The organism is Paraburkholderia caffeinitolerans (assembly GCF_902859945.1).
In the GTDB taxonomy this organism is placed as follows: domain Bacteria; phylum Pseudomonadota; class Gammaproteobacteria; order Burkholderiales; family Burkholderiaceae; genus Paraburkholderia; species Paraburkholderia caffeinitolerans.
In genome coordinates this window covers 42,302-64,872 of record NZ_CADIKL010000021.1, presented here as the reverse complement: position 1 = coordinate 64,872, position 22,571 = coordinate 42,302, and the positions used below count along the sequence as shown (strand labels likewise).

At 65.2% G+C, this 22,571-nt stretch carries 15 protein-coding genes and 2 tRNA genes; 10 read left to right on the top strand and 7 right to left on the bottom strand.

Going from position 1 to position 22,571, the window contains the following annotated elements:
- Window positions 1–67: 67 nt before the first annotated feature.
- Entirely contained in the window at window positions 68–1,738 is a 1,671-nt protein-coding gene (locus HV773_RS20535) for a 3-(methylthio)propionyl-CoA ligase (protein ID WP_129562057.1), read from the bottom strand.
- 135 nt (window positions 1,739–1,873) lie between these two features.
- Here HV773_RS20535 and HV773_RS20530 point away from each other — a divergent pair, with 135 nt between their 5' ends.
- The 5 genes from HV773_RS20530 (at window position 1,874) to HV773_RS20510 (ending at window position 5,723) form a co-directional block, all read left to right on the top strand.
- A complete protein-coding gene (locus HV773_RS20530; protein WP_129562058.1) occupies window positions 1,874–3,472 on the top strand; it encodes a protein adenylyltransferase SelO in 1,599 nt (532 codons plus the stop codon).
- Between the two features lie 64 nt (window positions 3,473–3,536).
- Entirely contained in the window at window positions 3,537–3,956 is a 420-nt protein-coding gene (msrB, locus tag HV773_RS20525) for a peptide-methionine (R)-S-oxide reductase MsrB (protein WP_129562059.1), read from the top strand.
- A gap of 93 nt (window positions 3,957–4,049) precedes the next feature.
- Entirely contained in the window at window positions 4,050–4,583 is a 534-nt protein-coding gene (locus tag HV773_RS20520) for a septation protein A (RefSeq protein WP_129562060.1), read from the top strand.
- Entirely contained in the window at window positions 4,580–4,891 is a 312-nt protein-coding gene (locus HV773_RS20515; protein WP_129562061.1) for a BolA family protein, read from the top strand. The genes HV773_RS20520 and HV773_RS20515 overlap by 4 nt, the downstream gene beginning before the upstream one ends.
- A gap of 52 nt (window positions 4,892–4,943) precedes the next feature.
- The gene (locus tag HV773_RS20510; RefSeq protein ID WP_129562062.1) at window positions 4,944–5,723 is read left to right on the top strand and encodes a peptidylprolyl isomerase; all 780 of its coding nucleotides are present in this window, start codon (window positions 4,944–4,946) and stop codon (window positions 5,721–5,723) included.
- Between the two features lie 232 nt (window positions 5,724–5,955).
- On the opposite strand, the gene purL is transcribed toward HV773_RS20510, so the two are convergent.
- Entirely contained in the window at window positions 5,956–10,032 is a 4,077-nt protein-coding gene (gene purL / locus HV773_RS20505) for a phosphoribosylformylglycinamidine synthase (RefSeq protein ID WP_175196546.1), read from the bottom strand.
- A 372-nt stretch (window positions 10,033–10,404) separates the two neighbouring features.
- Here purL and HV773_RS20500 point away from each other — a divergent pair, with 372 nt between their 5' ends.
- The 3 genes from HV773_RS20500 to pgi all read left to right on the top strand — a co-directional run bounded on the left by HV773_RS20500 (window position 10,405) and on the right by pgi (window position 15,276).
- The gene (locus HV773_RS20500) at window positions 10,405–11,700 is read left to right on the top strand and encodes an FAD-dependent oxidoreductase (RefSeq protein ID WP_175196544.1); all 1,296 of its coding nucleotides are present in this window, start codon (window positions 10,405–10,407) and stop codon (window positions 11,698–11,700) included.
- A gap of 117 nt (window positions 11,701–11,817) precedes the next feature.
- On the top strand, window positions 11,818–13,443 hold the full coding sequence (locus HV773_RS20495; protein WP_129562065.1) for an NAD(P)H-hydrate dehydratase: 1,626 nt from the start codon (window positions 11,818–11,820) through the stop codon (window positions 13,441–13,443).
- Between the two features lie 213 nt (window positions 13,444–13,656).
- Entirely contained in the window at window positions 13,657–15,276 is a 1,620-nt protein-coding gene (gene pgi / locus HV773_RS20490) for a glucose-6-phosphate isomerase (RefSeq protein WP_129562066.1), read from the top strand.
- Between the two features lie 9 nt (window positions 15,277–15,285).
- Here pgi and HV773_RS20485 read toward each other — a convergent pair whose 3' ends face one another.
- The gene (locus tag HV773_RS20485) at window positions 15,286–16,056 is read right to left on the bottom strand and encodes an ABC transporter ATP-binding protein (protein ID WP_129562067.1); all 771 of its coding nucleotides are present in this window, start codon (window positions 16,054–16,056) and stop codon (window positions 15,286–15,288) included.
- A 6-nt stretch (window positions 16,057–16,062) separates the two neighbouring features.
- Between HV773_RS20485 and HV773_RS20480 the strand changes: the two genes are divergently transcribed.
- Window positions 16,063–16,827, top strand: a complete 765-nt coding sequence (locus tag HV773_RS20480; protein WP_377730904.1) for an arylesterase — start codon at window positions 16,063–16,065, stop codon at window positions 16,825–16,827.
- 152 nt (window positions 16,828–16,979) lie between these two features.
- Entirely contained in the window at window positions 16,980–17,318 is a 339-nt protein-coding gene (locus HV773_RS20475) for a hypothetical protein (RefSeq protein WP_129563333.1), read from the top strand.
- Between the two features lie 117 nt (window positions 17,319–17,435).
- On the opposite strand, the gene HV773_RS20470 is transcribed toward HV773_RS20475, so the two are convergent.
- The 4 genes from HV773_RS20470 to lon form a co-directional block, all read right to left on the bottom strand.
- On the bottom strand, window positions 17,436–19,379 hold the full coding sequence (locus HV773_RS20470) for a SurA N-terminal domain-containing protein (protein WP_129562068.1): 1,944 nt from the start codon (window positions 19,377–19,379) through the stop codon (window positions 17,436–17,438).
- A 102-nt stretch (window positions 19,380–19,481) separates the two neighbouring features.
- Window positions 19,482–19,558, bottom strand: a tRNA-Asp gene (locus HV773_RS20465).
- A gap of 91 nt (window positions 19,559–19,649) precedes the next feature.
- Window positions 19,650–19,725 (bottom strand) — tRNA-Val (locus HV773_RS20460).
- Between the two features lie 274 nt (window positions 19,726–19,999).
- Entirely contained in the window at window positions 20,000–22,429 is a 2,430-nt protein-coding gene (lon, locus tag HV773_RS20455; RefSeq protein WP_129562069.1) for an endopeptidase La, read from the bottom strand.
- Window positions 22,430–22,571: the final 142 nt, after the last annotated feature.

The following is a 22,571-nucleotide window of genomic DNA, read 5'->3' as shown; positions in this document are numbered from 1 at the left end:
AGCCCCCAAAAAAAACGCAGCCCGGGGGCTGCGCTTCGTTCAAATGCATCCTGCCGCGCCAGATTGGCTAGAGCGGGCACTGATCGCCCGCCTCCAGCGCACTCGGCAGCACGTGATCGCGAAACCGCTCGCGCAGCTTGAGCTTCTGCAGCTTGCCAGTGGCCGTGTGCGGCAGCTCGTCGACGAATACCGCGTCATCGGGCAGCCACCACTTCACCACCTTGCCTTCGAAGAACGCCAGCAATTGCTCGCGCGTGACTTCGGCGCCCGGCTTCTTCACCGCGACGATCAACGGCCGCTCGGTCCAGCGCGGGTGCGCGCAGGCAATACAGGCGGCCTCCGCGATGGCCGGGTGCGCGACCGCGATGTTCTCGAGCTCGATCGAGCTGATCCACTCGCCGCCCGACTTGATCACGTCCTTGCTGCGGTCGGTGATTTGCAGGAAGCCATCGGGGTCGATGGTCGCGACATCGCCGGTCGGGAACCAGCCGTCCACGAGCGGCGTGCCGTTTTCCTGCTTGAAATACCGGTCGATGACCCAGGGCCCGCGCACATACAGATCACCGAACGCCACGCCGTCCCAGGGCAGCTCGCGTCCATCGTCTCCGACGATTTTCATGTCGACGCCGAAAATCACGCGTCCCTGCTTTTCGAGCAGCGCGCGCCGCGCCTCGAGCGGACGCTGCGACTGCTCCCAGTTCAGCTTCGAAAGCGTGCCGAGCGGCGACATCTCGGTCATGCCCCACGCGTGGATCACCTGCACGCCGTAGTCGTCCTCGAAGCTGCGCAGCATGGCCGGCGGGCACGCCGATCCGCCGATCACCGTGCGATTGAGCGTGGAGAATTTCACGCCCGCCTCGCGCATGTACGCGAGCAGGCCGAGCCATACCGTCGGCACGCCAGCCGAGCATGTCACGCCCTCGGCTTCCATGAGTTCGTAGAGCGACTTGCCGTCGAGATCCTTGCCGGGCAGCACGAGTTTCGTGCCGGCGAGCGGCGCCGCGTGTGGAACGCCCCACGCGTTCACATGGAACATCGGCACGACGGGCAGCATGGCGTCGCGCGCGGAAAAACCCATCGCATCGGGCATCGACGCGCCATAGGCATGCAGCACGGCCGAGCGATGCGTATAGAGCGCCCCCTTCGGGTTGCCGGTGGTGCCCGAGGTGTAGCAGAGATTCGACGCGCTGCGCTCGTCGAGCAAGGGCCATTCGAAGCGGCCATCCTGCGCCGCGAGCAGCGTTTCGTAGCTGAGCACCGGCGTTTGCATCGTCGGCAAGTGCGCCTCGTCGCATAGCGCGATCCAGCCGCGCACCTGTGGGCATTGCGTCGCGAGCGTGTCGACGAGCGCGGCGAAGGTAATGTCGAACAGCACGTAGCGATCGTCCGCGTGATTGACGATCCAGGCGATCTGTTCGGGAAAGAGGCGCGGGTTGATGGTGTGGCACACCGCGCCAAAACCGGCCACGCCGTAGTAGGCTTCGAGGTGCCGATAGCCGTTCCACGCCAGCGTGCCGACGCGCTCGCCGGGCTCGACATCCAGCGCGATGAGCGCCTGCGCGAGCTGCTTCGAACGCACCTCGCATTCGCGGTACGTATAGCGATGCACGTCGCCTTCGATGCGCCGCGACACGATCTGCGTGCTGCCGTGATGGCGCGCCGCGTGCGCGATCAACGACGACACGAGGAGCGGCACGTCCATCATTTGTCCCAACAGCGGCGCGGTCGTCGCGGTCATGGTCAGCGGTCTCCTCGACTCGAATGCCAGCATCTTTCTTGTATGGGATGGCGCGGTGCCCGGCGGCTTCGGCGCTGCCTCCTGCACGCCTGCCGGCGCGGACTTACAATATCGGCTATTCAACAGGCGCTCAACATGTCGTTTTCACCAGGCCAAACTGACTCAAACGGCGGCTCGACCGCCCCGCGCGCGCCGGCCACTGGCCCGCTCGCCGACTTCGAACGCGCGCTCGGCGTGCCGCGCGACGACACGTTCGCGGCCCTCGGCGCGACCTTCCATACACGGCTGCCCGGTGCGCCGCTGCCTGCGCCTTACGTAGTCGGTTTCTCGACAGAAACGGCGGCGCTGCTCGGACTCGATGCATCGGTGGTTGCCGATCCGGCATTCGCCGAGTATTTCAGCGGCAACTTCACGCGCGAGCGCACGCCTTCGACGATGTCGTATGCGAGCGTCTACTCGGGACACCAGTTCGGCGTCTGGGCCGGCCAGCTAGGCGACGGCCGCGCGCTCATGCTCGGCGAGATCGAGCACGCGGGCAAGCGCCTCGAAGTGCAGCTCAAGGGCGCGGGACGCACGCCCTATTCGCGCATGGGCGACGGCCGCGCGGTGCTGCGCTCGTCGATCCGCGAATTCCTGTGCTCCGAGGCCATGCACCACCTCGGCATTCCCACCACGCGCGCGCTGACCGTGACCGGCTCCGATCAGCCGGTGCGGCGCGAAGAACTTGAAACCGCGGCCGTTGTCACGCGCGTGTCGCCAAGTTTCGTGCGCTTCGGCCACTTCGAGCATTTCTATTCGAACGACAATGTCGAGGCGCTGCGCGCGCTCGCGGACCACGTGATCGGTCGCTTCTATCCGCATCTGCGCGAAGCCGATGATCCGTATCTCGCGCTGCTCGACGAAGCGGTGCGCAGCACGGCGGCGCTGATGGTCGAGTGGCAGGCCGTGGGCTTCTGCCATGGCGTAATGAACACCGACAACATGTCGATTCTCGGCCTCACGATCGACTACGGCCCGTTCGGCTTCATCGACGGCTTTAACGCGAATCACATCTGCAACCACTCCGACTCGCAGGGCCGCTACGCCTACCGCATGCAGCCGCAGATCGGGTACTGGAATCTGTTCTGCCTCGCGCAAGCGCTGCTGCCGCTGTTTGGCGCGCACTACGACATCGCCGACGAAAAGGCGCGCGGCGAGCGCTGCGTAGCTGATGCGCAAGCGGTGCTCGAGCGCTTCAAGGGGCATTTCGCACCCGCGTTCGAGGCGCGCATGCGCGCGAAGCTCGGCCTCGAACACGCGCACGAAGGCGACGACGCACTCGCGGACCGCCTCTTCGAAATCATGCATGCGAACCGCGCCGACTTCACGCAGACGTTCCGCCACCTTGCGCGCGTTTCGAAGCACGATGCGCAAGGCGACACGTCGGTGCGCGATCTGTTCCTCGATCGCGCCGCCTTCGATGCGTGGGCGCTCGACTATCGCGCGCGCCTCGCACACGAAGCGCGCGACGACGCCGCGCGCGCCACGGCGATGAATCGCGTGAACCCGAAATACGTACTGCGCAACCACCTCGCGCAAACCGCGATCGAGCGCGCCGCGCAGAAAGACTTCAGCGAAGTCGAACGGCTTGCGAACGTGCTCAAGCGCCCGTTCGACGAGCAGCCTGAGCATGAAGCCTACGCCGCATTGCCGCCCGATTGGGCGAGCTCGCTCGAAGTCAGTTGCTCTTCGTGAGCGAGCCCTCATATATGGCCCGCACATTGCATACCCCGCGCATTTGCTCTCACAGGAAACCGACATGAGCCAGGACGATCACAACTCCGACGCGTACCCCGGTCACAAGAGCGACGCCGAATGGCGCAAGCAGCTCTCGGACACGCAATACCAGGTTACGCGCCACGCGGCCACCGAACGCCCCTTCACGGGCAAGTACTGGGACCACACCGAGCGCGGCGTGTACGACTGCGTGTGCTGCGGCACGCCGCTCTTCGAGTCGGACACGAAATTCGACGCGGGCTGCGGCTGGCCCAGCTACTTCCGCCCGATCGACGGCGAAGTGATCGAGGAGCGCACCGACCGCGCGCACGGCATGCTGCGCATCGAAGTGCGCTGCAAGAACTGCGGCGCGCATCTCGGGCATGTGTTCGAGGACGGCCCGGCCCCGACCGGCCTTCGGTATTGCATCAATTCGGCTGCGCTACAATTCGAGCCCAAGTGAACGCGAGCGAGGCACGCTCGCGTGGGGTGTGACGCACGATCGAGTGCGTCGCGCCCTCTTTTTGCGGCTCATTTCGTCAACTTCCAGGCCGATATGAAATTTCTGTTTGATCTGTTCCCGATCATCCTGTTCTTTGTCGCTTTCAAGATGTGGGGCATCTTCACGGCCACAGCCGTTGCGATCGTCGCAACGCTCGCGCAGATCGCGTGGGTCGCCTTCCGCCATCGCAAGGTCGACCCCATGCTGTGGCTGAGTCTGGGCATCGTCGTCGTCTTCGGCGGCGCCACGCTCATGCTGCACGACGAGACCTTCATCAAGTGGAAACCCACGGTCCTCTACTGGGCGTTCTCGGTCGTGCTGCTGGTCTCGCAGGTCGTGTTCGGCAAGAACCTCATCGAAGCGATGATGGGCAAGCAGATCACCCTGCCCCCGCGCATCTGGACGCAACTGAACTTCATCTGGTCGATCTTCTTCGCGCTGCTCGGCATCCTGAACCTGTTCGTCGCGTACCACTTCTCCACCGATGCGTGGGTCGACTTCAAGCTCTTTGGCGCGACCGGCATTCTTGTCGTGTTCATCGTTGGCCAGAGCCTGTGGCTCTCGCGTTACATGAAGGAAGAAGAATGAGCGACGTTTTTCTCCATGCCAGCCCTGCGGAGCGCATGGCGCTGATCGAAACGCGCCTTTCGGCCGCGCTAGCCCCCATCGAATCGATCGCCGTGCGCGACGACAGCGCACAGCATGCCGGCCATGCCGGCGCATCGGCGGGCGGCCACTATCACGTCACGATCGTGGCGGCCGCATTCGCCGGGAAAGCCCGCGTGGCAAGGCATCGCATGGTGTATGATGCGCTGGCCGAAGCCATGCAGCGCGGCATTCACGCGCTCGCAATCACCGCGCTCACGCCCGAAGAGGCCGCAGCGCAGCCCCGCTAGGCGCACCCCGCTAACCCCCACTCTTTTTAGTTCGCCCCATCAGGACTTTTCGATGACCTTGAAGAAAACCCGCCTCTGGGTGTTGCTGGCTGCGTTCGCGGCGGCTCCCGCCTTTGCGCAGAACGTTGCCGTGGTGAATGGCACGCCGATTCCGAAGTCGCAGGCCGATGCGCTGATCGCCCAGGTCGTGGCCCAGGGCCAGCAAGACACGCCGGACCTGGACAAGGCCGTGCGTGAGGAACTCATCAATCGCCAGGTGCTGATGCAGGAAGCGGCGCGCGTCGGGATTCCGAACCGCCCGGCCGTGAAGGCCCAACTGGCGATGGCTCAGCAGCAGGTCGTCCTGCATGCGTGGATCGAGGACTTCCTCAAGAGCAACCCGCCCAGCGACGCCGAAGTCAAGGCCATGTACGACAAGCTCACGCAAGCCGCGGCCGGCAAGGAGTATCACCTGCATCACATCCTCGTGGACAACGAGCAGCAGGCGAAGGACCTGATCGCGAAGATCAAGGGCGGCGCGAGCTTCGAAGACCTCGCGAAGCAGTACTCGAAGGACCCGGGTTCGGCAAAGAACGGCGGCGATCTCGACTGGTCGGACCCGAAGGCCTACGTGCCGGAATTCGCCGATGCCGCAACGCATCTGCAGAAAGGCCAGATCACCGATACGCCGGTGCACACGCAGTTCGGCTGGCACATCATCCGCGTGGACGACATTCGCGACATCGCCCCGCCGCCGCTCGAGCAGGTGCGCCCGCAAATCGTGCAGCAATTGCAGCAGCAAAAGCTGCTCGCGTTCGAGAAGCAACTGCGCGACAAGGCGAAGATTCAGTAAGGGCCGTTGCGCGGCTTTCTTGCTGCGAAAAAGAAAAACCCCGCGACCTGCGAAGGCGCGGGTTTTTTTGTTGCCGGTGCTCGCGGCACGTTTGCGCTATTCGCTGCAAGCCAACACCTGAGGCAACCCAAACACAAAGGCCCCGGCCACACTCAACTTCTGAGCGTGGCCGGGGCCTCTGGACCTCGACCGTGCCGTCAGCGCTTCAGCCGACCGGCAGCGCGGCTTCGGCTTAACCCAGCCACTTGCGCGCGTTCTGGAACGCACGCAGCCACGGGCTCGCTTCGCCCCAACCTTCGGGGTGCCAGCTCATCGTCACCGTGCGCTGCACGCGCTCGGTATGCGGCATCAGCACGGTGAAGCGGCCATCGGGCGTCGTGACCGAGGTGATGCCCTGCGGCGAGCCGTTCGGGTTGAACGGATAGCCTTCGGTTGCCTGACCGTGATGGTCGACGTAGCGCATCGCCACGGCCACCTTCGAGAGGTCGCCCTGCTGCGAGAAGTCCGCGAACCCTTCGCCATGCGCGACCGCGACCGGAATGCGCGAGCCTTCCATGCCGTTGAAGAAGATCGACGGCGAGCTCTGCACTTCCACGAGCGAGAAGCGCGCTTCGAACTGCTCCGACTTGTTGCGCGTGAACTTCGGCCAGGCTTGCGCGCCCGGGATCATCGAAGCGAGGCTCGACAGCATCTGGCAGCCGTTGCAGATACCAAGCGCGAAGGTATCCTCGCGAGCGAAGAACGCCGCGAACATGTCCGCGAGCTTCGCGTTGAAGCGGATCGTCTTGGCCCAGCCTTCGCCCGCACCCAGCACGTCGCCATACGAGAAGCCGCCGCAGGCCACCGCGCCCGCGAAGTCGGCGAGCGTGGCGCGGCCTTCGAGCAGGTCGCTCATATGCACGTCGTGTGCATCGAAGCCCGCGCGGTCGAACGCATAAGCCGTTTCGAGGTGCGAATTCACGCCCTGCTCGCGCAGGACCGCCACGCGCGGACGCACGCCCTTGCCGATGAACGGCGCGGCCACGTCCTCAGCCGGATCGAACGTGAGATGCGGCTGCATGCCCGGATCGGCGGCGTCGAGCAGCGCGTCGTATTCGGCGTCGGCGCACGCGGGGTTGTCGCGCAGGCGCGCGATGCGCCAGCTCACTTCGCCCCACACGCGTTGGAGTTCCGAACGCGGCGCTTCGTAGATGCGCTTGGCGTCGCGATAGATTTCGATCGAGTCGCGGTTGTTCAGCGAGCCGATCACGTGCGAGCACGCCGAGAGACCGTGTTGACGCAGCACTGCAAACACAGCGTCGCGCTGCTGCGCCGGCACCTGAACCACGGCGCCCAGCTCTTCGGAGAACAGTGCGCGCAGCGTGCGGTCGTCGCGGCGGCCGCTGGTCTGCTTCGCCCAGTCCTTCGCGTCACCGTAGTCGGACTCGTGCTCGTTGTCGAGCGTGAGCATGTCGACGTTCAGCGTGACGCCCGTATGGCCGGCAAAGGCCATTTCGCAGACCGTCGCCCACAGGCCGCCGTCCGAGCGGTCGTGGTACGCGAGCAGTTGCTCGTTCGCGTTCAGTTGCTGGATTGCCGTGAAGAACTGCTTGAGGTCCTCTGCGCTATCGACATCAGGCACGGCGTCGCCGACCTGCTGCGTGACCTGCGCGAAGATGCTGCCGCCCATGCGGTTCTTGCCCCGGCCCAGATCGATCGCGATCAGCACCGATTCGCCCACTTCATCCACGCGGCGCAGTTGCGGCGTGAGGTGACGGCGCACGTCCTCGACCGGCGCGAACGCGGAAATGATGAGCGAAACCGGCGCGACCACTTCCTTCGCCACGCCTTCATCGCTCCACTTCGTGCGCATCGAGAGCGAGTCCTTGCCCACCGGAATGCCGATGCCCAGCGTCGGGCACAGCTCCATGCCGATCGCCTTCACCGTGTCGTAGAGCGCAGCGTCCTCGCCCGGTGCGCCGCACGCAGCCATCCAGTTCGCCGAGAGCTTGAGCTTGTCGAGTGACAGAATCGGCGCGCTGGCGATATTGGTGATCGCCTCGCCCACGGCCATGCGGCCGGACGCGGGCGCATCGATCACGGCGAGCGGCGTGCGCTCGGCCATCGTCATCGCTTCGCCCTTGTAGCCCGCGTAATCGAGTGCCGTGATCGCGCAGTCGGCCACCGGCACCTGCCACGGGCCAACCATCTGGTCGCGCACCGTCGTGCCGCCCACCGAGCGGTCGCCGATGGTGATAAGGAAGGACTTGCTGCCCACAGTGGGATTGCGCAGCACGCTCTTCGCGACTTCATCGAGCGCGATGCCCGTGACTTCGACCGGCGTGAGCGGCACGCTCGCGTGCTCGACGTTGCGGTGCATGCGCGGCGGCTTGCCGAGCAGGATGTCCATCGGCATGTCGACGGGCTGGTGGCCGCCGTTCGCGGCAAGCGCCGCTTCGTCGGTGTCGATCAGCTTCAGTTCGCGCTCTTCGGTCGCCACGCCCACCACAGCGAACGGGCAGCGCTCGCGCTTGCAGATCGCCTCGAACATCGGCAGATCGGTGGGCGGAATCGCCAGAACGTAGCGCTCCTGCGATTCGTTCGACCAGATTTCGCGCGGCGAAAGGCCCGATTCTTCGAGCTGCACCTCGCGCAATTCGAAGCGCGCGCCCTTGTTGGCGCCGTCGACGAGTTCGGGGAACGCGTTCGAGAGGCCGCCCGCGCCCACGTCGTGAATCGACAGGATCGGGTTGGCTTCGCCCAGCTGCCAGCAGCCGTTGATGACTTCCTGCGCGCGGCGCTCGATTTCCGGGTTGCCGCGCTGCACCGAGTCGAAATCGAGCTCAGCGGTGTTGGTGCCCGTGGCCATCGAGCTGGCCGCGCCGCCACCCATGCCGATACGCATGCCGGGGCCGCCGATCTGGATCAGCAGCGTGCCCGCGGGCAGGTCGAGCTTATGCGTGAGCTTCGCGCTGATGTTGCCGATGCCGCCCGCGATCATGATCGGCTTGTGATAGCCGCGCACGGTGCCCGCGACGTTCTGCTCGTAGGTGCGGAAGTAGCCGCCAAGGTTCGGGCGGCCGAATTCGTTGTTGAACGCGGCGCCGCCGAGCGGGCCGTCGATCATGATCTGCAGCGGCGAAGCGATGCGGTCCGGGCGGCCATAGGCCTGCGCTTCATCGGCGGGATTGCGGTGCGCGAGCGGCGTGACCGCGTCGCGGGCGTTTTCCCACGTTTCGCGCGCGTCGGGCAAGTCGAGGTTCGAGACCGTGAAGCCCGTGAGGCCGGCCTTCGGACGCGCGCCGCGGCCCGTTGCGCCTTCGTCGCGGATTTCGCCGCCCGAGCCCGTGGCCGCGCCCGCGAACGGTGAGATAGCCGTGGGGTGGTTGTGCGTCTCCACCTTCATCAGCGTGTGCGTGAGTTCGGTGTGGCGGCCGTATTGTTCGCCGGGAACGCCGTCCGCATTGTTCTTGCGCGGGAACCAGCGCTCGGCCACCGCGCCTTCCATGATCGACGAGTTGTCCGAGTACGCGACGATCGTGCCCTGCGGGCTCACCTTCTCGGTGTTGCGGATCATCGCGAACAGCGACAGGTCCTGGTCCTGGCCATCGATGGTCCAGCTCGCGTTGAAGATCTTGTGCCGGCAGTGCTCGCTGTTGGCCTGCGCGAACATCATCAGCTCGACGTCGGTCGGGTTGCGCCCGAGCTTCGTGAAGTTGTCGACGAGGTAGTCGATTTCGTCGTCGGCGAGCGCGAGGCCCAGTTCGCCATTGGCCGTTTCGAGCGCCTTGCGGCCGTGGCCGAGCACGTCGACAGTCTGCATCGGGCGCGCCGGCAGCTCGTCGAACAGATGCAGCGCCGTGTCGCGCGAAGCCGCCACGCTCTCGGTCATGCGGTCGTGCAGCGCAGCCGCGACGGCGGCGTGCGCCTCATCCGACAAGCTCTTCTTGCCGCCCAGCAGGCCGCTCTTCAGGATCACCGTGTACTCGACGCCGCGCTCGATGCGGCGCACCTGTTCGAGGCCGCAGTGATGCGCGATGTCGGTGGCCTTGCTCGCCCACGGCGACACGGTGCCGAAGCGCGGCACGACAAGGAAGGTTGCCGCGCTGCCGCGCTCCTGCGGGGCCGCGAACGGCGCGCCGTAGTGCATCAGCGCTTCGATCTTCGCGCTGTCGTCAGCGGAGAGCGGCGTGGCCGAGTTGACGAAGTGCAGGAACTGGCCGTGCACGCCGACGATGTTGGCGTCGACACGCTGGAGCGTTTCGAGCAGGCGGGTCTGACGGAAGTCGGAAAGGGCCGAAGCACCGGGGAAACACGAGAAGTGGGCCATGGACTGGGGCGTTGCGTCGAGGTTGCGTCGGCTGTTGCGTCACGCCATCGCCTTTCACGGGCGTCTCGCGGGGTGGCGAAGCGCCGCACGCAGGCGATGACGTCGGGCCGACGTCGGGCGATGAGGAGACCGCGATTATAACCCGGAAGACCCCGTCTGGCCGTGCCGCAAGGTAGCCGCGAAGCGCTCGAGCCCACGCCCGCGACGTCTGCGTGAAAGCGCCCTGGCTACGCGCATGGCAACCGGGCCGATTTGGCTGCTATGATTGCGCGTTTCACCCGATCGGCGCGACAGCCTGCGCCGCATGCCTCACCCTCTTCGGCACGGCGCCCTCGTCCCTCGGCGCGCCGCCTGCCAGCAGATCAAATCGTCATGGATGTCATCGTCATTGGCGGCGGAATCGCCGGCGTCGCCACCGCCTATCAGTTGCGCGCGGCGGGCCATCGCGTCTGCGTGGTCGAGCGCCACGCCACCGTCGCGCAAGGCGCGAGCTATGGCCATAGCGGCGTCGTGCTGCCCACACCGCTCGACGTCTGGTTCGGGCCTACTTTCCTGCGCAATGGCCGGCAGTCGTCGGGCGGGGTGATCTGCAAGACAGGCTTCACCGGCCACGCGCGCAACTTCGTGAAGCGCCTTGCGTCCCTGCACGGCTCCGAAACCTTCGCCGCACGTTACACGCTCCTGCGTCCGCTGATCGAATCGGCGCAAAACGCACTCGACGAGGCCGAAGGCCGCTTCGAACTCGAATACGAGCAGCGCGAAGGCCTGCTCTACCTCGTGCGCGGCAGCGACGAGTGGTCGCTCACGCAGCCCGCGCTCGAACTGCTGCGCAAATTCGAGACGCCGCATCACGTATTTACGCCTCACGAGTGCGTGGCGTCCGAACCTACGATTCCCGCCGATCCGCCGTTTGCGGGCGCCATCCGTTTCGACCAGGCGCGCGTGGCCAACTGCCCGCTCTTCATCAAGCAGCTCAAGCAGGTGCTCGATACGATGGGTGGCGTGCAATTCCAGACCGGGCGCACCGTAAGGGCGATCCGGCTCGAAAACACGCGCGCAGCCGTGGAACTCGCGCCCCTCCCTGACGAAACGGCGCGCAAGCGCGAAGTCGAAGTCATTTCCGCCGATGCCGTGGTCGTCGCGGCCGGCGCGCAAACGCCGAAGCTGCTCGCGCCGCTCGGCTTCAAGTTGCCGTTCCATCCGGTGCGGGTGCACACGCTGAACGCGCCAGTCGCGCACGAGGAATGTGTACCGCATTCGACACTGATCGATGTGGCGCGGCGTATTGCGATCACGCGCACGAACCACCGGCTGCGCATCTCGGGCGGCGCGGTGCTCCAGCGCGTGAAGGAACTTGACGAAGCGCTGCCCGAAGCGCTCACCGAAGAAGCCCTCGCCCTGCTCGGCGAGGCTTCGCGCGATTGGGCGCCGGGCGCCGCGCGCATTTCGGCGGCGCTGGCGTGGGAAGGCATGAAGTTGCTGTCCGCCGACGGCATGCCGGCGGCAGGCAACGCCGGGCATGCGCGCCTCTACGTCAACGCGGGCCATGGTCCGGCCGGCTGGGCGCTCGCGCTGGGCTCGGCGCGCCTGATTGCCGCGCAAATTTCGGGCACCGCGCCCGATCTGCCTGCCGAGACCGTCGAGGCGCTCTGGCCCGGACGCGACTGACGCGCAACTGACAAGCGATTGACAAGCGATTGAGGCGCGCCTCGCGCGCCGCTCGGGTATCGTTGCATTGTCGAATTCCCGCACGCGCCGCAGCCCCTTGCGGCCGCCATCGCCACCATGACAGACGCCACGCCCACCTCGCCGCTCGCTCTCCCGGCTCTCACGCTAGTCAATCCGCACGATCGGGCCGTGCCGCTGCTCACCGTCGCGCAGTTGCGCGCAGCCGAAACGACCGCTCAGGCCGCCCTGCCCGCGCACACGCTGATGGCGCGCGCCGGCGCCGCCACGGCGCATTTCCTGCGCGAGCAGATTGCACATGCGCCGTCGCCGGCCAGTGTGAAACCCGTCTGGTTCGCCGCCGGCCCCGGCAACAACGGCGGCGATGCGCTCGTGACCGCCGCCGAGCTCAAGCGCGCCGGGATTGTCGTCGAAGTCTGCATGCCGCTCGAAGTGAAGCCCGCCGACGCGCGCTGGGCGCTGGCCGAGGCGCGCGCCGCGGGTGTGCCGATCACCGCTGCACCACCCGAATCGTTCGATGCCTATGGCTGGCTCGTCGACGGCCTGTTCGGCATCGGCCTCGCCCGCGCGCTGGACGGCGTGTTCGGCGTGCTTGCGCAACGGCTCGCGGCGCGCGCGCGCAGCCAAGGCCACGTGCTCGCGCTCGACGTGCCGAGCGGCCTCGACAGCGACACCGGCAACCTCGTCGGCGATGGCCCCGCCGTGCACGCAACGCATACCGTCACTTTCATTGCCGCGAAGCCCGGGCTTTACACGGGCGCGGGCCGCGACTGCGCAGGCGCTGTGAGCGTGGCTCCGATAGGGCTGAAAGCGGGCATCGACACCCCCATTGAAGCCTCCGCCACCACGCAGTCCACGCAATCCGCGCAACTCAACGCACCGGCGCTGTTCGGCGCGGCCATGCCCGCGCGCGACTTCGCCACCCACAAAGGCAGTTTCGGCACGCTCGCTGTCGTGGGCGGCGACACCGGCATGTGCGGCGCGCCGATCCTCGCCGCGCGCGCTGCGCTGCTCGCGGGCGCGGGCAAGGTCCACGTGGGCTTCCTCGGCAACGACGCGCCGCCCTACGATGCGCCGCACCCCGAGTTGATGCTGCACGCCGCCGGCAAGCTCGCGCTCGACACGATGAGCGCGGTCGCCGCGGGATGCGGGATGGGCGCAAGCGCGTCGGCGCGGCAGCTCGTCGACCGGATCCTGCAACTCGATGTCCCGGTGCTGCTCGATGCAGATGCGCTCAACCTGGTCGCCCGCGACGACGTGCTTGCCGGACGCGTGGCCGAGCATGTGCGCGTGCATGGCGCGCCATGCGTGCTCACTCCGCACCCGCTCGAAGCCGCGCGCCTGCTGGGCACGGATACGCCGGCAGTGCAACGCGACCGCCTGGCTGCCGCCCGCGCACTCGCCGCGCGTTACGCGGCGGTCGTCGTGCTCAAAGGCAGCGGCACAGCCATTGCCGCGCCCGATGGGCGTGTCGCGGTGAACCCCACCGGCAACGCGGCGCTTGCGACCGGCGGCACCGGCGACGTGCTCGGCGGCCTGATCGGCGCCCTGCTCGCACAGCGCCTGCCGCCTTGGGAGGCGGCGCTGGCGGGCGTCTACCTGCACGGACTTGCCGCCGATACGCTCGTCGCCCAGGGAGAAGGCCCCGTGGGCCTCGCGGCAGGCGAGCTCGCTCCCGTGATTCGGCGCCTGATGAACCGCCTGTTTTACGCCGCGAAAGATTGATGAAAGCTTCACCGGGAGCTTGAGGCACGTGGCTTGCTGCAGCCCCCGGCGGTCCGCAGCGATGCTGCTCATCGACACATAGCCCCGCTATACTGATCCCTCGCGTGCCGCTCACCGGCGGCGCGCGCATCCCCGCAGCGCGTGACGCGCGCGTTGGCCCACCGGCGCAGCGCCGTCCGTCGCCCTCCATTCGTTTTCCCTCGCTAGACGAACATGACGAATCCGCTTCCTGCCTGGTCCGCGCTACAGACGCACTACGAACAGATCCGCAACGAACAGATGCGCGATTGGTTCGCACCCGCCAACGACCCCGCGCCGACCCGCGCCGAACGTTACACCTATGCGGGCGGCGGCCTCGCAGCCGACTTCTCGAAGAACCGCATCAACGACGCCACGCTGAAGCTGCTCGTGCAGCTCGCGCAAGAAGCCGGCGTGGAAAAACGCCGCGACGCGATGTTCACGGGCGAAGTCGTCAATCCGACCGAAGGCCGCGCAGCGCTGCATACCGCGCTGCGAGCCACCGAGCCGAACGCGCCGTTCCACGCGCAGATCCTCGCCGAAAAAGCGAAGATGGCGAAGTTCGCCGACGCCGTGCGCAGCGGCGCGTGGACCGGCTATACCGGCAAGCGCATCCGCCACGTGGTGAACATTGGCATCGGCGGTTCGGACCTCGGGCCCAAGATGGTCGTGCACGCGCTCCAGCACCTCGAAACGCCCGAGATCAGCTCGCACTTCGTCTCGAACGTCGATGGCGCCGACCTCTGGCGCGTGATCGAGGGTATCGACCCCGAGGAAACGCTCGCGATCATCGTCTCGAAGACCTTCACCACGCTCGAAACCATGACGAACGCGCACTCGATGCGCGACTGGTTCATCCAGCACGGCTGCCCGGAAAGCGCGCTCGCGAAGCACTTCGTGGGCGTCTCGGCGAACCCCGCCGAGGTCGTGAAGTTCGGCATCGCCAGGGACAACGTCTTCGAGATGTGGGACTGGGTGGGCGGCCGCTATTCGCTGTGGTCGGCGGTGGGCCTCTCGATCATGATCGCCATCGGGCCGCAGCAGTTCGACGAACTGCTCGCGGGCGCCCATGACATGGACGAGCATTTCCGCACGGCGCCGCTCGAAAAAAATCTTCCCGTGCTGCTCGGCATGATCGGCATCTGGTATCGCAACTTCTTCGGCTCGCAGAGCTATCTGGTCGCGCCGTACTCCGAAGCATTGCACTACCTGCCCTCGTACCTGCAACAGCTCGAAATGGAGAGCAACGGCAAGCAGGCGCGTCTGGACGGCAAGTTCGTCGATTACGCCACCTCGGCAATCACTTGGGGCGAGCCGGGCACGAACGGCCAGCACGCGTTCTTCCAGATGCTGCACCAGGGCACGACGATCGTGCCGATTGACTTCATCGCCGTGCTCACCCCCGAACATCCGCTAGCCGATCATCATCCGAAGCTGCTCGCCAACTGCTTCGCGCAGAGCGAGGCGATGATGCTCGGACGCACCGAGGAAGAAGCGAAGAAGATCGCCGGCCCGGACAAGCCCGAACTCGTGCCGCACATCATGTTCCCCGGCAACCGCCCGACCACGACGCTGCTCGTCGATGCGCTCACGGCCCGCTCGCTCGGCGCGCTGATCGCACTGTACGAACACAAGGTGCTGGTGCAGGCGTCCGTCTGGAATATCAATCCGTTCGATCAGTGGGGCGTGGAGCTCGGCAAGATTCTCGGCAAGGTGGTCGAGGCCGACCTCACGGCCGCGAGCGCCGACGTGAAAACGCACGACTCGTCGACGGCCGCGCTGATTGCGCGGGCGCGAGCCGCGCTCAAGCGCTAAGCAGCGCGTCTAGAAGCGGTCCGCCTCGGGCGCTTCGTGCACATCCTCCGGGCTGTCGACGTGAAGCGCATTCGGCACGCGGCGGCCCGCTTCGATCGTCACCACGGCGTCGCACCGACGTGCAAGATCGACGTCGTGCGTGACGAGCACGAGCGTCGCGCCACCACCTGCACTACTGCCAGCGTCGCCACTCGAACGATTGAGCTCGAACATCAGGTCGATGACCGCATGCCCCGTCGCGGCATCGAGACTGCCGGTGGGTTCGTCGGCGAACAGCACGGCCGGCTGCGTGACGAACGCCCGGGCCAGCGCCACGCGCTGCTGCTCGCCGCCTGACAGCAGCTTGGGATAGTGAGCGGTGCGCTGCCCGAGCCCGACACGCTCCAGCAGCGCGCGGGCACGCGCGAAAGCCTCGCGCGTGGTGATGCCGCCTTGCAGTTCGAGCGGCAGCGCAACGTTCTCCAGCGCGCTCAGATGCGGCATCAACTGGAACGACTGAAACACGAAGCCCACCGAACCATTGCGCAGAGCGGCGCGCTGATCCTCGGCCATGCCGGTAAGCTCATGACCGAGCAGGCGAACCGAGCCGGCGCTCGCGCTGTCCAATCCGGCCAGAAGGCCGAGCAGCGTCGACTTGCCCGAACCCGACGCACCCACGATCGCCACGCTGCTGCCCGCATGCACGGTCAGGTCGATGCCGTCGAGTATCGTCAGTTCGCCGGTCGCATCGGTGACCCGCTTGCTCAGGCCACGCACTTCGATGACTGGATCGCTATTCATTCGCACATGATGAAGCAAAGATTCGCCGCCTGGGCGCGGCACAACACGACGGCCGCTGCGGCCCGCGCCACCCTCGATACCCCTGTCGCCCGCTGCGCCGCTTTCACGGCTGCGGCAATGCTCGGCCTGGCCGCTATCGCCATACTACCCGGCGGCTCGCATGACGCCGTCGCAGCGACGGCGCCCGCGGGTCAGCCCGCCACCGCGAAGCCTGTGATCGCCGTGCTCGGCGACAGCCTCTCGGCCGAATACGGCCTGCCGCGCGATACGGGCTGGGTCGCGCTACTGCGCCAGCGGCTCACCAGCGAGCGAATCGATTATAGCGTTGCGAATGCGAGCATCAGCGGCGACACGACGAGCGGCGGACTCGCCCGCCTGCCGCTCGTGATGCAGCGGATGAAACCCTCGATCGTGATCGTCGAACTTGGCGCGAACGACGCGCTGCGCGGCGTCCCGCTCGCAACGACACAAGGCAATCTGCGCGCGATCATCGACCAGATCCGCAAGGGCAACGCCCAGCCCGTGCTGGTGGGCATGTACGTGCCGCCCAATTACGGCCCCGACTACACCCGCGCGTTCCACGGCCTCTACGTGCAGCTTTCGAACGAGTTACACGTGCCGCTGGTGCCGTTCCTGCTGGCCGGCCTTGCAGACAAGCCCAATCTCTTTCAGTCCGACCAGATGCATCCGAACGAGCAGGCACAGCCTTTGCTGCTCGAAAACGTGTGGCCGACGCTCAAGCCGCTACTCGGCGGCGGCGCGAAGCACTGACAGCACAACGCCTACACACCTGTAAGACACGCGATTTCCTTGTCGTGTAAGGTGCGTGTTGCCGTCACGCTTGCCGCGTGCCGGGCCACGACTTTGCACCGGACGAGCGGCTTTCGTCTGTTTCTCGACTGACCCGACTGAAGGGAGAAAACGTGAAATTTTTACCTTTGATTGCCATTACGGCCACCCTTGCAGCCTGCGCCAATCAGCCGATACCGAACGGCGCGCAATCGGTAGGCACCAGCCAGCAACCGCCTGCGGCCGTTGCGCAATGCATCGCCAAGAAGTGGGCCGACAAATCGCAGCAGCAAGTCGTCCAACAGAGCGTCCTCGCTAATGACCAGGCTGTCGACGTGTACGTGCCCGGCCAGCAGCCGCCGAACGGTGCGGCCGCAACGGTGCGCCCAGCCTGGAACGCCAACGCGAAAACGTGGGTGGGAATGCGTGGCGCCGGCGGCGACGCCTCGAGCGATATCAGCGCCTGCCTCTGAGCGCCGATGCACGCACGCGCAACGCATCAGTCGCGTTGCGAGCGCCCAAACAAAAGCCCCGCATTTGCGGGGCTTTTTTTGCGCTTGCGCGCTTTGACCTGAAGCGGGCTGCGGGGATTACTGCCCGTCGCCGTCGCCAGACTGGTTTGCAGCGTTCAGGGAGCCGTACAACTTGACCTTGGAGCGATCGCGCAGCGCATCGAGATAAGCCTGCGTCTGCGACTGGCCACTCACGCCCGCGAGCTGCTGCTGCGCGGCTGCGAGACGCGGGCCATCGGCAGCAGGGCCATTGGTCACGCCGTCCACGCGATAGATCGCGTAGCCGTTGTCGCCCAGATCGACGCCCACGTATGCGGGCAGCTTCTTCGGGTCAGCCTTGAACACCGCCGAAAGCGCGTCGGGCGGCAGGCCCTGCGCATCGTTGCGCGTAACCTTGAGCGCCGACGAGAAGCCATCGGTCCCCTTCGACTTCTGCAGATCCGCGAGTTTCGCCTCGCCTTCCTTGCGCGCCTGCTCGCCCGCTTGCTGCGCGACCACCTTCTGGCGCACGGCGTCTTTGACCGCTGCGAACGCGGGCACGGCGGCCGGCTGGAAGTTCGTCACGCGGGCGGAGATCAGCGTGTTGCTACCGACATCGATCGCCTGCGTGTTGTTGTGCTGGCTCACCGAATCGGTCGCGAACACCGCGTCGAGGAACTTCGGATTGTTCAGCGGGTTGTCCTGCGGCAGCGCGGGATTCGGCTTCGGCGTGACCGTGGCCGTCTGAAGCGTGAGCTTGTACTTGTCGGCGGCCGGCTGGAGGCTCTTCGACTGCTCGTAGACCGTCGACGTGAAACCCTCGGTCGCGTCGGCAAGTACCTTCGCGGCCTGCTGTGCCTTCACGTCGTTGGTGATCTGGCCTTTCACTTCGTCGAACGACTTGGTCACCGACGGCTTGAGGTCAGTCACCTTGACGATGTGATAGCCGAAGTCCGACTGGATCACACCGCTGATTTCGTCCTTCTTGAGCTTGAAGACCGCGTCGTCGAACGCCTGGCCGCCGGCGATCATGCCCGGGCCAAAGTAGCCGAGATCGCCGCCCTTGGAGGCCGAACCCGGGTCCTGCGAATCCTTCTGGGCGATCTGTGCGAACTGGTCGGGGTGCGCCTTGACTTCGGCCAGAATCTGCTCGGCCTTCTGCTTGGCGGCCGTGCGATCGGCGGCGCTCGCGTCCTTCGCGACCGTGATCAGAATATGGCTCGCGCGCACTTCTTCCTGCGTCTTGAAGTGGGCGATGTTGTCGTCGTAGTACTTCTTGAGATCGGCGTCGCTGGGATTGACCCCGGCCGCGACCGTTGCGGCCGACAGCACCAGATACTGGATCTGCGCCGTGGCCGGCGTGGCGAAGTCGTTCTTGTGCGCGTCGTAGTACACCTGTAGCTGCGCGTCGGTCGGATTGATCTTCGGCGCGAAGTCGCTCGCGCGGAACGCGAGGCCCTGCACTTCGCGCTGCTGCTCGGAAAGCTCAGTGAGCTGCTGCGCGAGCGCCTTCGGCGTGAACGCGCTGTTCACGAGCGCAGCCGGCAACTGCTGCATGGCGAGGCTATAGCGCACGCGCTCGTCGTACTGCTCGGGCGTCATGCCCTGCATCGCGAGCAATTGCTTGTACTTGTCGAGATCGATCGAACCGTCAGGGTTCTTCAGCGACGAGATGACGGGGTCCGACAGCAAGGTGCGGCGCACTGCGTCGTCCGAAGCCGTCAGATGCAGGCGCTGGACTTCGTCCACGAGCACGCGCTGCTGAATGAGGCCGTCGAGGATGTCCTTGCGATGCTGCGGCGTGTCGAAGGCGCTCGCGTCGAATCGCGCGCCCATGATCTGCCGGGCCTGATCCATCTGCTGACGCGCGGCGCCGTCGAATTCGGCACGAGTGATCTTGTGACCGTTGACGCTCGCAACGTTCGCGCTTTCGTCAAAAAAGCCGCGGAAGCCTTGAATGCCGACGAAGCCGAGACCTGGCAGAATCACCAGCATCAGCATCATCATCATCAGTCGTTTGTGATTGCGGAAAAAGTCGAGCATGCGTGACCAAGCGTTGGAGAGCGCCTAAAAAAGGAACGCCCGATATTACAACAGCGACCAACAAAAAAGGCGAACCGGAGTTCGCCTTCTTGCTGATAGATCTGGCGGAGCGGACGGGACTCGAACCCGCGACCCCCGGCGTGACAGGCCGGTATTCTAACCGACTGAACTACCGCTCCGTGCTGGTGTACTGCCGCGCTGCATTATTACTGCGCTGCCGCTGCACTGCATCTTGCGTGCTGCAAGATGCGTCATGCGAATCTGAAGCTGTGGTGGGTGCTGAGAGGCTCGAACTCCCGACCTACGCCTTGTAAGGGCGCCGCTCTACCAACTGAGCTAAGCACCCAGCCTCATGACTCTCGCGCATCGCATATTTCTGCTGCGCCTTTTACTGCACCGCTCATCAAGCAGCGAGCGCATAAGTCTAACGCATCTTTAGGTACTATACCAAGCCCCAATTCAGGAACCGGTGTCGTTTTATCTCGATCCGCTCAACGTCAACGAATCTAACGGGAATCTAACGGACGCGCATCAAACAAAAACCCGCGGACGCTGCCGCGGGTTTTGGGGATGCTCAAGCATTCCGGCGAACCGCGCGATCAGCGCGGCTCGCGTGAAACTCAATGCTTGACTACTTCGGTCGCGCCGGCTTCCTTCGTTTCGGCAGCAACAGGCGCCTTGGCGTCGTCGGCCTTCACTTCCTCTTCCGGCAGCGGCTGCGGCACACGTTCGAGCGCGAGTTCGAGCACCTTGTCGATCCAGCGGACCGGCACGATCTCGATCGAGTTCTTCACGTTGTCCGGAATCTCGGTGAGATCCTTGACGTTCTCTTCCGGGATCAGCACGAGCTTGATGCCACCGCGATGCGCCGCGAGCAGCTTCTCCTTCAGCCCGCCGATCGGCAGCACTTCGCCGCGCAGCGTGATTTCACCCGTCATCGCGACATCGGCACGCACCGGAATGCCCGTGAGCACGGACACCAGCGCCGTCGTCATCGCACCGCCTGCGGACGGACCGTCCTTCGGCGTCGCGCCTTCGGGCACGTGAATGTGGATGTCCTGCTTCTCGAACGCCTCGTCCTTGATGCCGAGACGACGCGAACGCGAACGCACCACCGAGCGTGCCGCTTCGACCGATTCCTTCATGACGTCGCCGAGCGAACCCGTACGGATCACGTTGCCCTTGCCGGGCATGACCGCGGCTTCGATCGTGAGCAGATCGCCGCCCACTTCCGTCCACGCGAGACCCGTGACCTGGCCGATCTGGTTTTCCTTCGCAGCCAGACCGAAGTCGTACTTGCGCACGCCAAGGAAGGTATCGAGATTGACGCTGTCCACCGTGACGGCCTTGTCGGCCTTCTTCAGCAGCAGCATCTTCACGACCTTGCGGCAGATCTTCGAGATTTCACGCTCGAGCGAACGCACGCCCGCTTCACGCGTGTAATAGCGAATGATGTCGCGGATCGCGCCTTCGGTGATCTCGATCTCGCCTTGCTTCAAGCCGTTGTTCTTCTTCTGCTTCGGAAGAAGATAACGCTGGGCAATGCTGACCTTCTCGTCTTCCGTGTAGCCCGAGAGGCGGATGACTTCCATCCGGTCGAGCAGCGGCGGCGGAATGTTCAGCGAGTTCGACGTGGCGACGAACATCACATCGGAGAGGTCGAAATCGACTTCGATGTAGTGGTCGGCGAACGTATGGTTCTGTTCCGGATCGAGCACTTCGAGCAGCGCCGAAGAAGGATCGCCGCGGAAATCCATGCCCATCTTGTCGACCTCGTCGAGCAGGAAGAGCGGATTGCGCACGCCGACCTTGGTCAGGCTCTGCAGAATCTTGCCCGGCATCGAACCGATATACGTACGGCGGTGGCCGCGAATCTCGGCTTCGTCACGCACGCCACCCAGCGCCATGCGCACGAACTTGCGATTCGTTGCGCGCGCAATCGACTGGCCGAGTGAGGTCTTGCCGACGCCCGGAGGCCCGACGAGGCACAGGATAGGCGCCTTGACCTTGTCCACGCGTTGCTGGACCGCGAGATACTCGAGAATGCGTTCCTTCACTTTCTCGAGACCGAAGTGGTCTTCGTCGAGCACGGCTTCGGCGTTGGAGAGGTCGTTGTTGACCTTGCTCTTCTTGCGCCACGGCAGGCCGATCAGCGTGTCGATGTAGTTGCGCACGACGGTGGCTTCCGCCGACATCGGCGACATCAGCTTGAGCTTCTTGAGCTCAGCGTCGGCCTTCTTCTTGGCTTCCTTGGGCATGCGCGCGGCGGTGATGCGCTTCTCGAGTTCTTCGAGATCGGCACCCTCTTCGCCTTCGCCCAGTTCCTTCTGGATCGCCTTGACCTGCTCGTTCAGGTAGTACTCGCGCTGGCTCTTTTCCATCTGGCGCTTCACGCGGCCACGGATGCGCTTCTCCACCTGGAGAATGTCGATCTCGGCTTCGAGTTGCGCGAGCAGATGCTCCAGACGCTCCACGACCGGGAACATCTCGAGAATGTGCTGCTTCTGGTCGAGCTTGAGCGGCAGATGCGCGGCGATGGTGTCGGCAAGACGACCCGCCTCGTCGATGCCCGACAGCGAGGTCAGGATCTCCGGCGGGATCTTCTTGTTCAGCTTCACGTACTGGTCGAACTGCGAAACGATCGCACGGCGCAGCGCTTCGGTTTCGGCGCTATCGGCGTGATCGGGCTCGAGCGGCATGACCTCGCACGAAAACTGCGTTTCCTGTTCTTCGATGGAAAGCGTTTTCGCGCGCTGCAAGCCTTCCACGAGCACCTTCACGGTGCCGTCGGGCAGCTTGAGCATTTGCAGGATGTTGGCGATACACCCTACTTCGTACATATCCTTTTCGGTCGGCTCATCCTTGGCGGCAGTCTTTTGCGCGACGAGCATGATGTGCTTGCCGCCTTCCATTGCCGCTTCGAGGGCCTTGATAGATTTGGGCCGGCCCACGAAAAGGGGAATCACCATATGCGGGAAAACTACGACGTCTCGCAGCGGCAGCAGCGGGAGCGTGGTGCGTTCCGGCGGGAGGAGTTGGGTTCCTGACATTTCATTTCCCCATGAGTGGTATCAATTGTTCGGTAAGTGAGGCCACAAAAATCGATTGCAAGCCTCGCGCAAGTGGGAAAAGTTCAGTGACTCCAAAAAAAGTGCGCCATCGACCACAAGATAAACGAAAAAGCCGTTCATC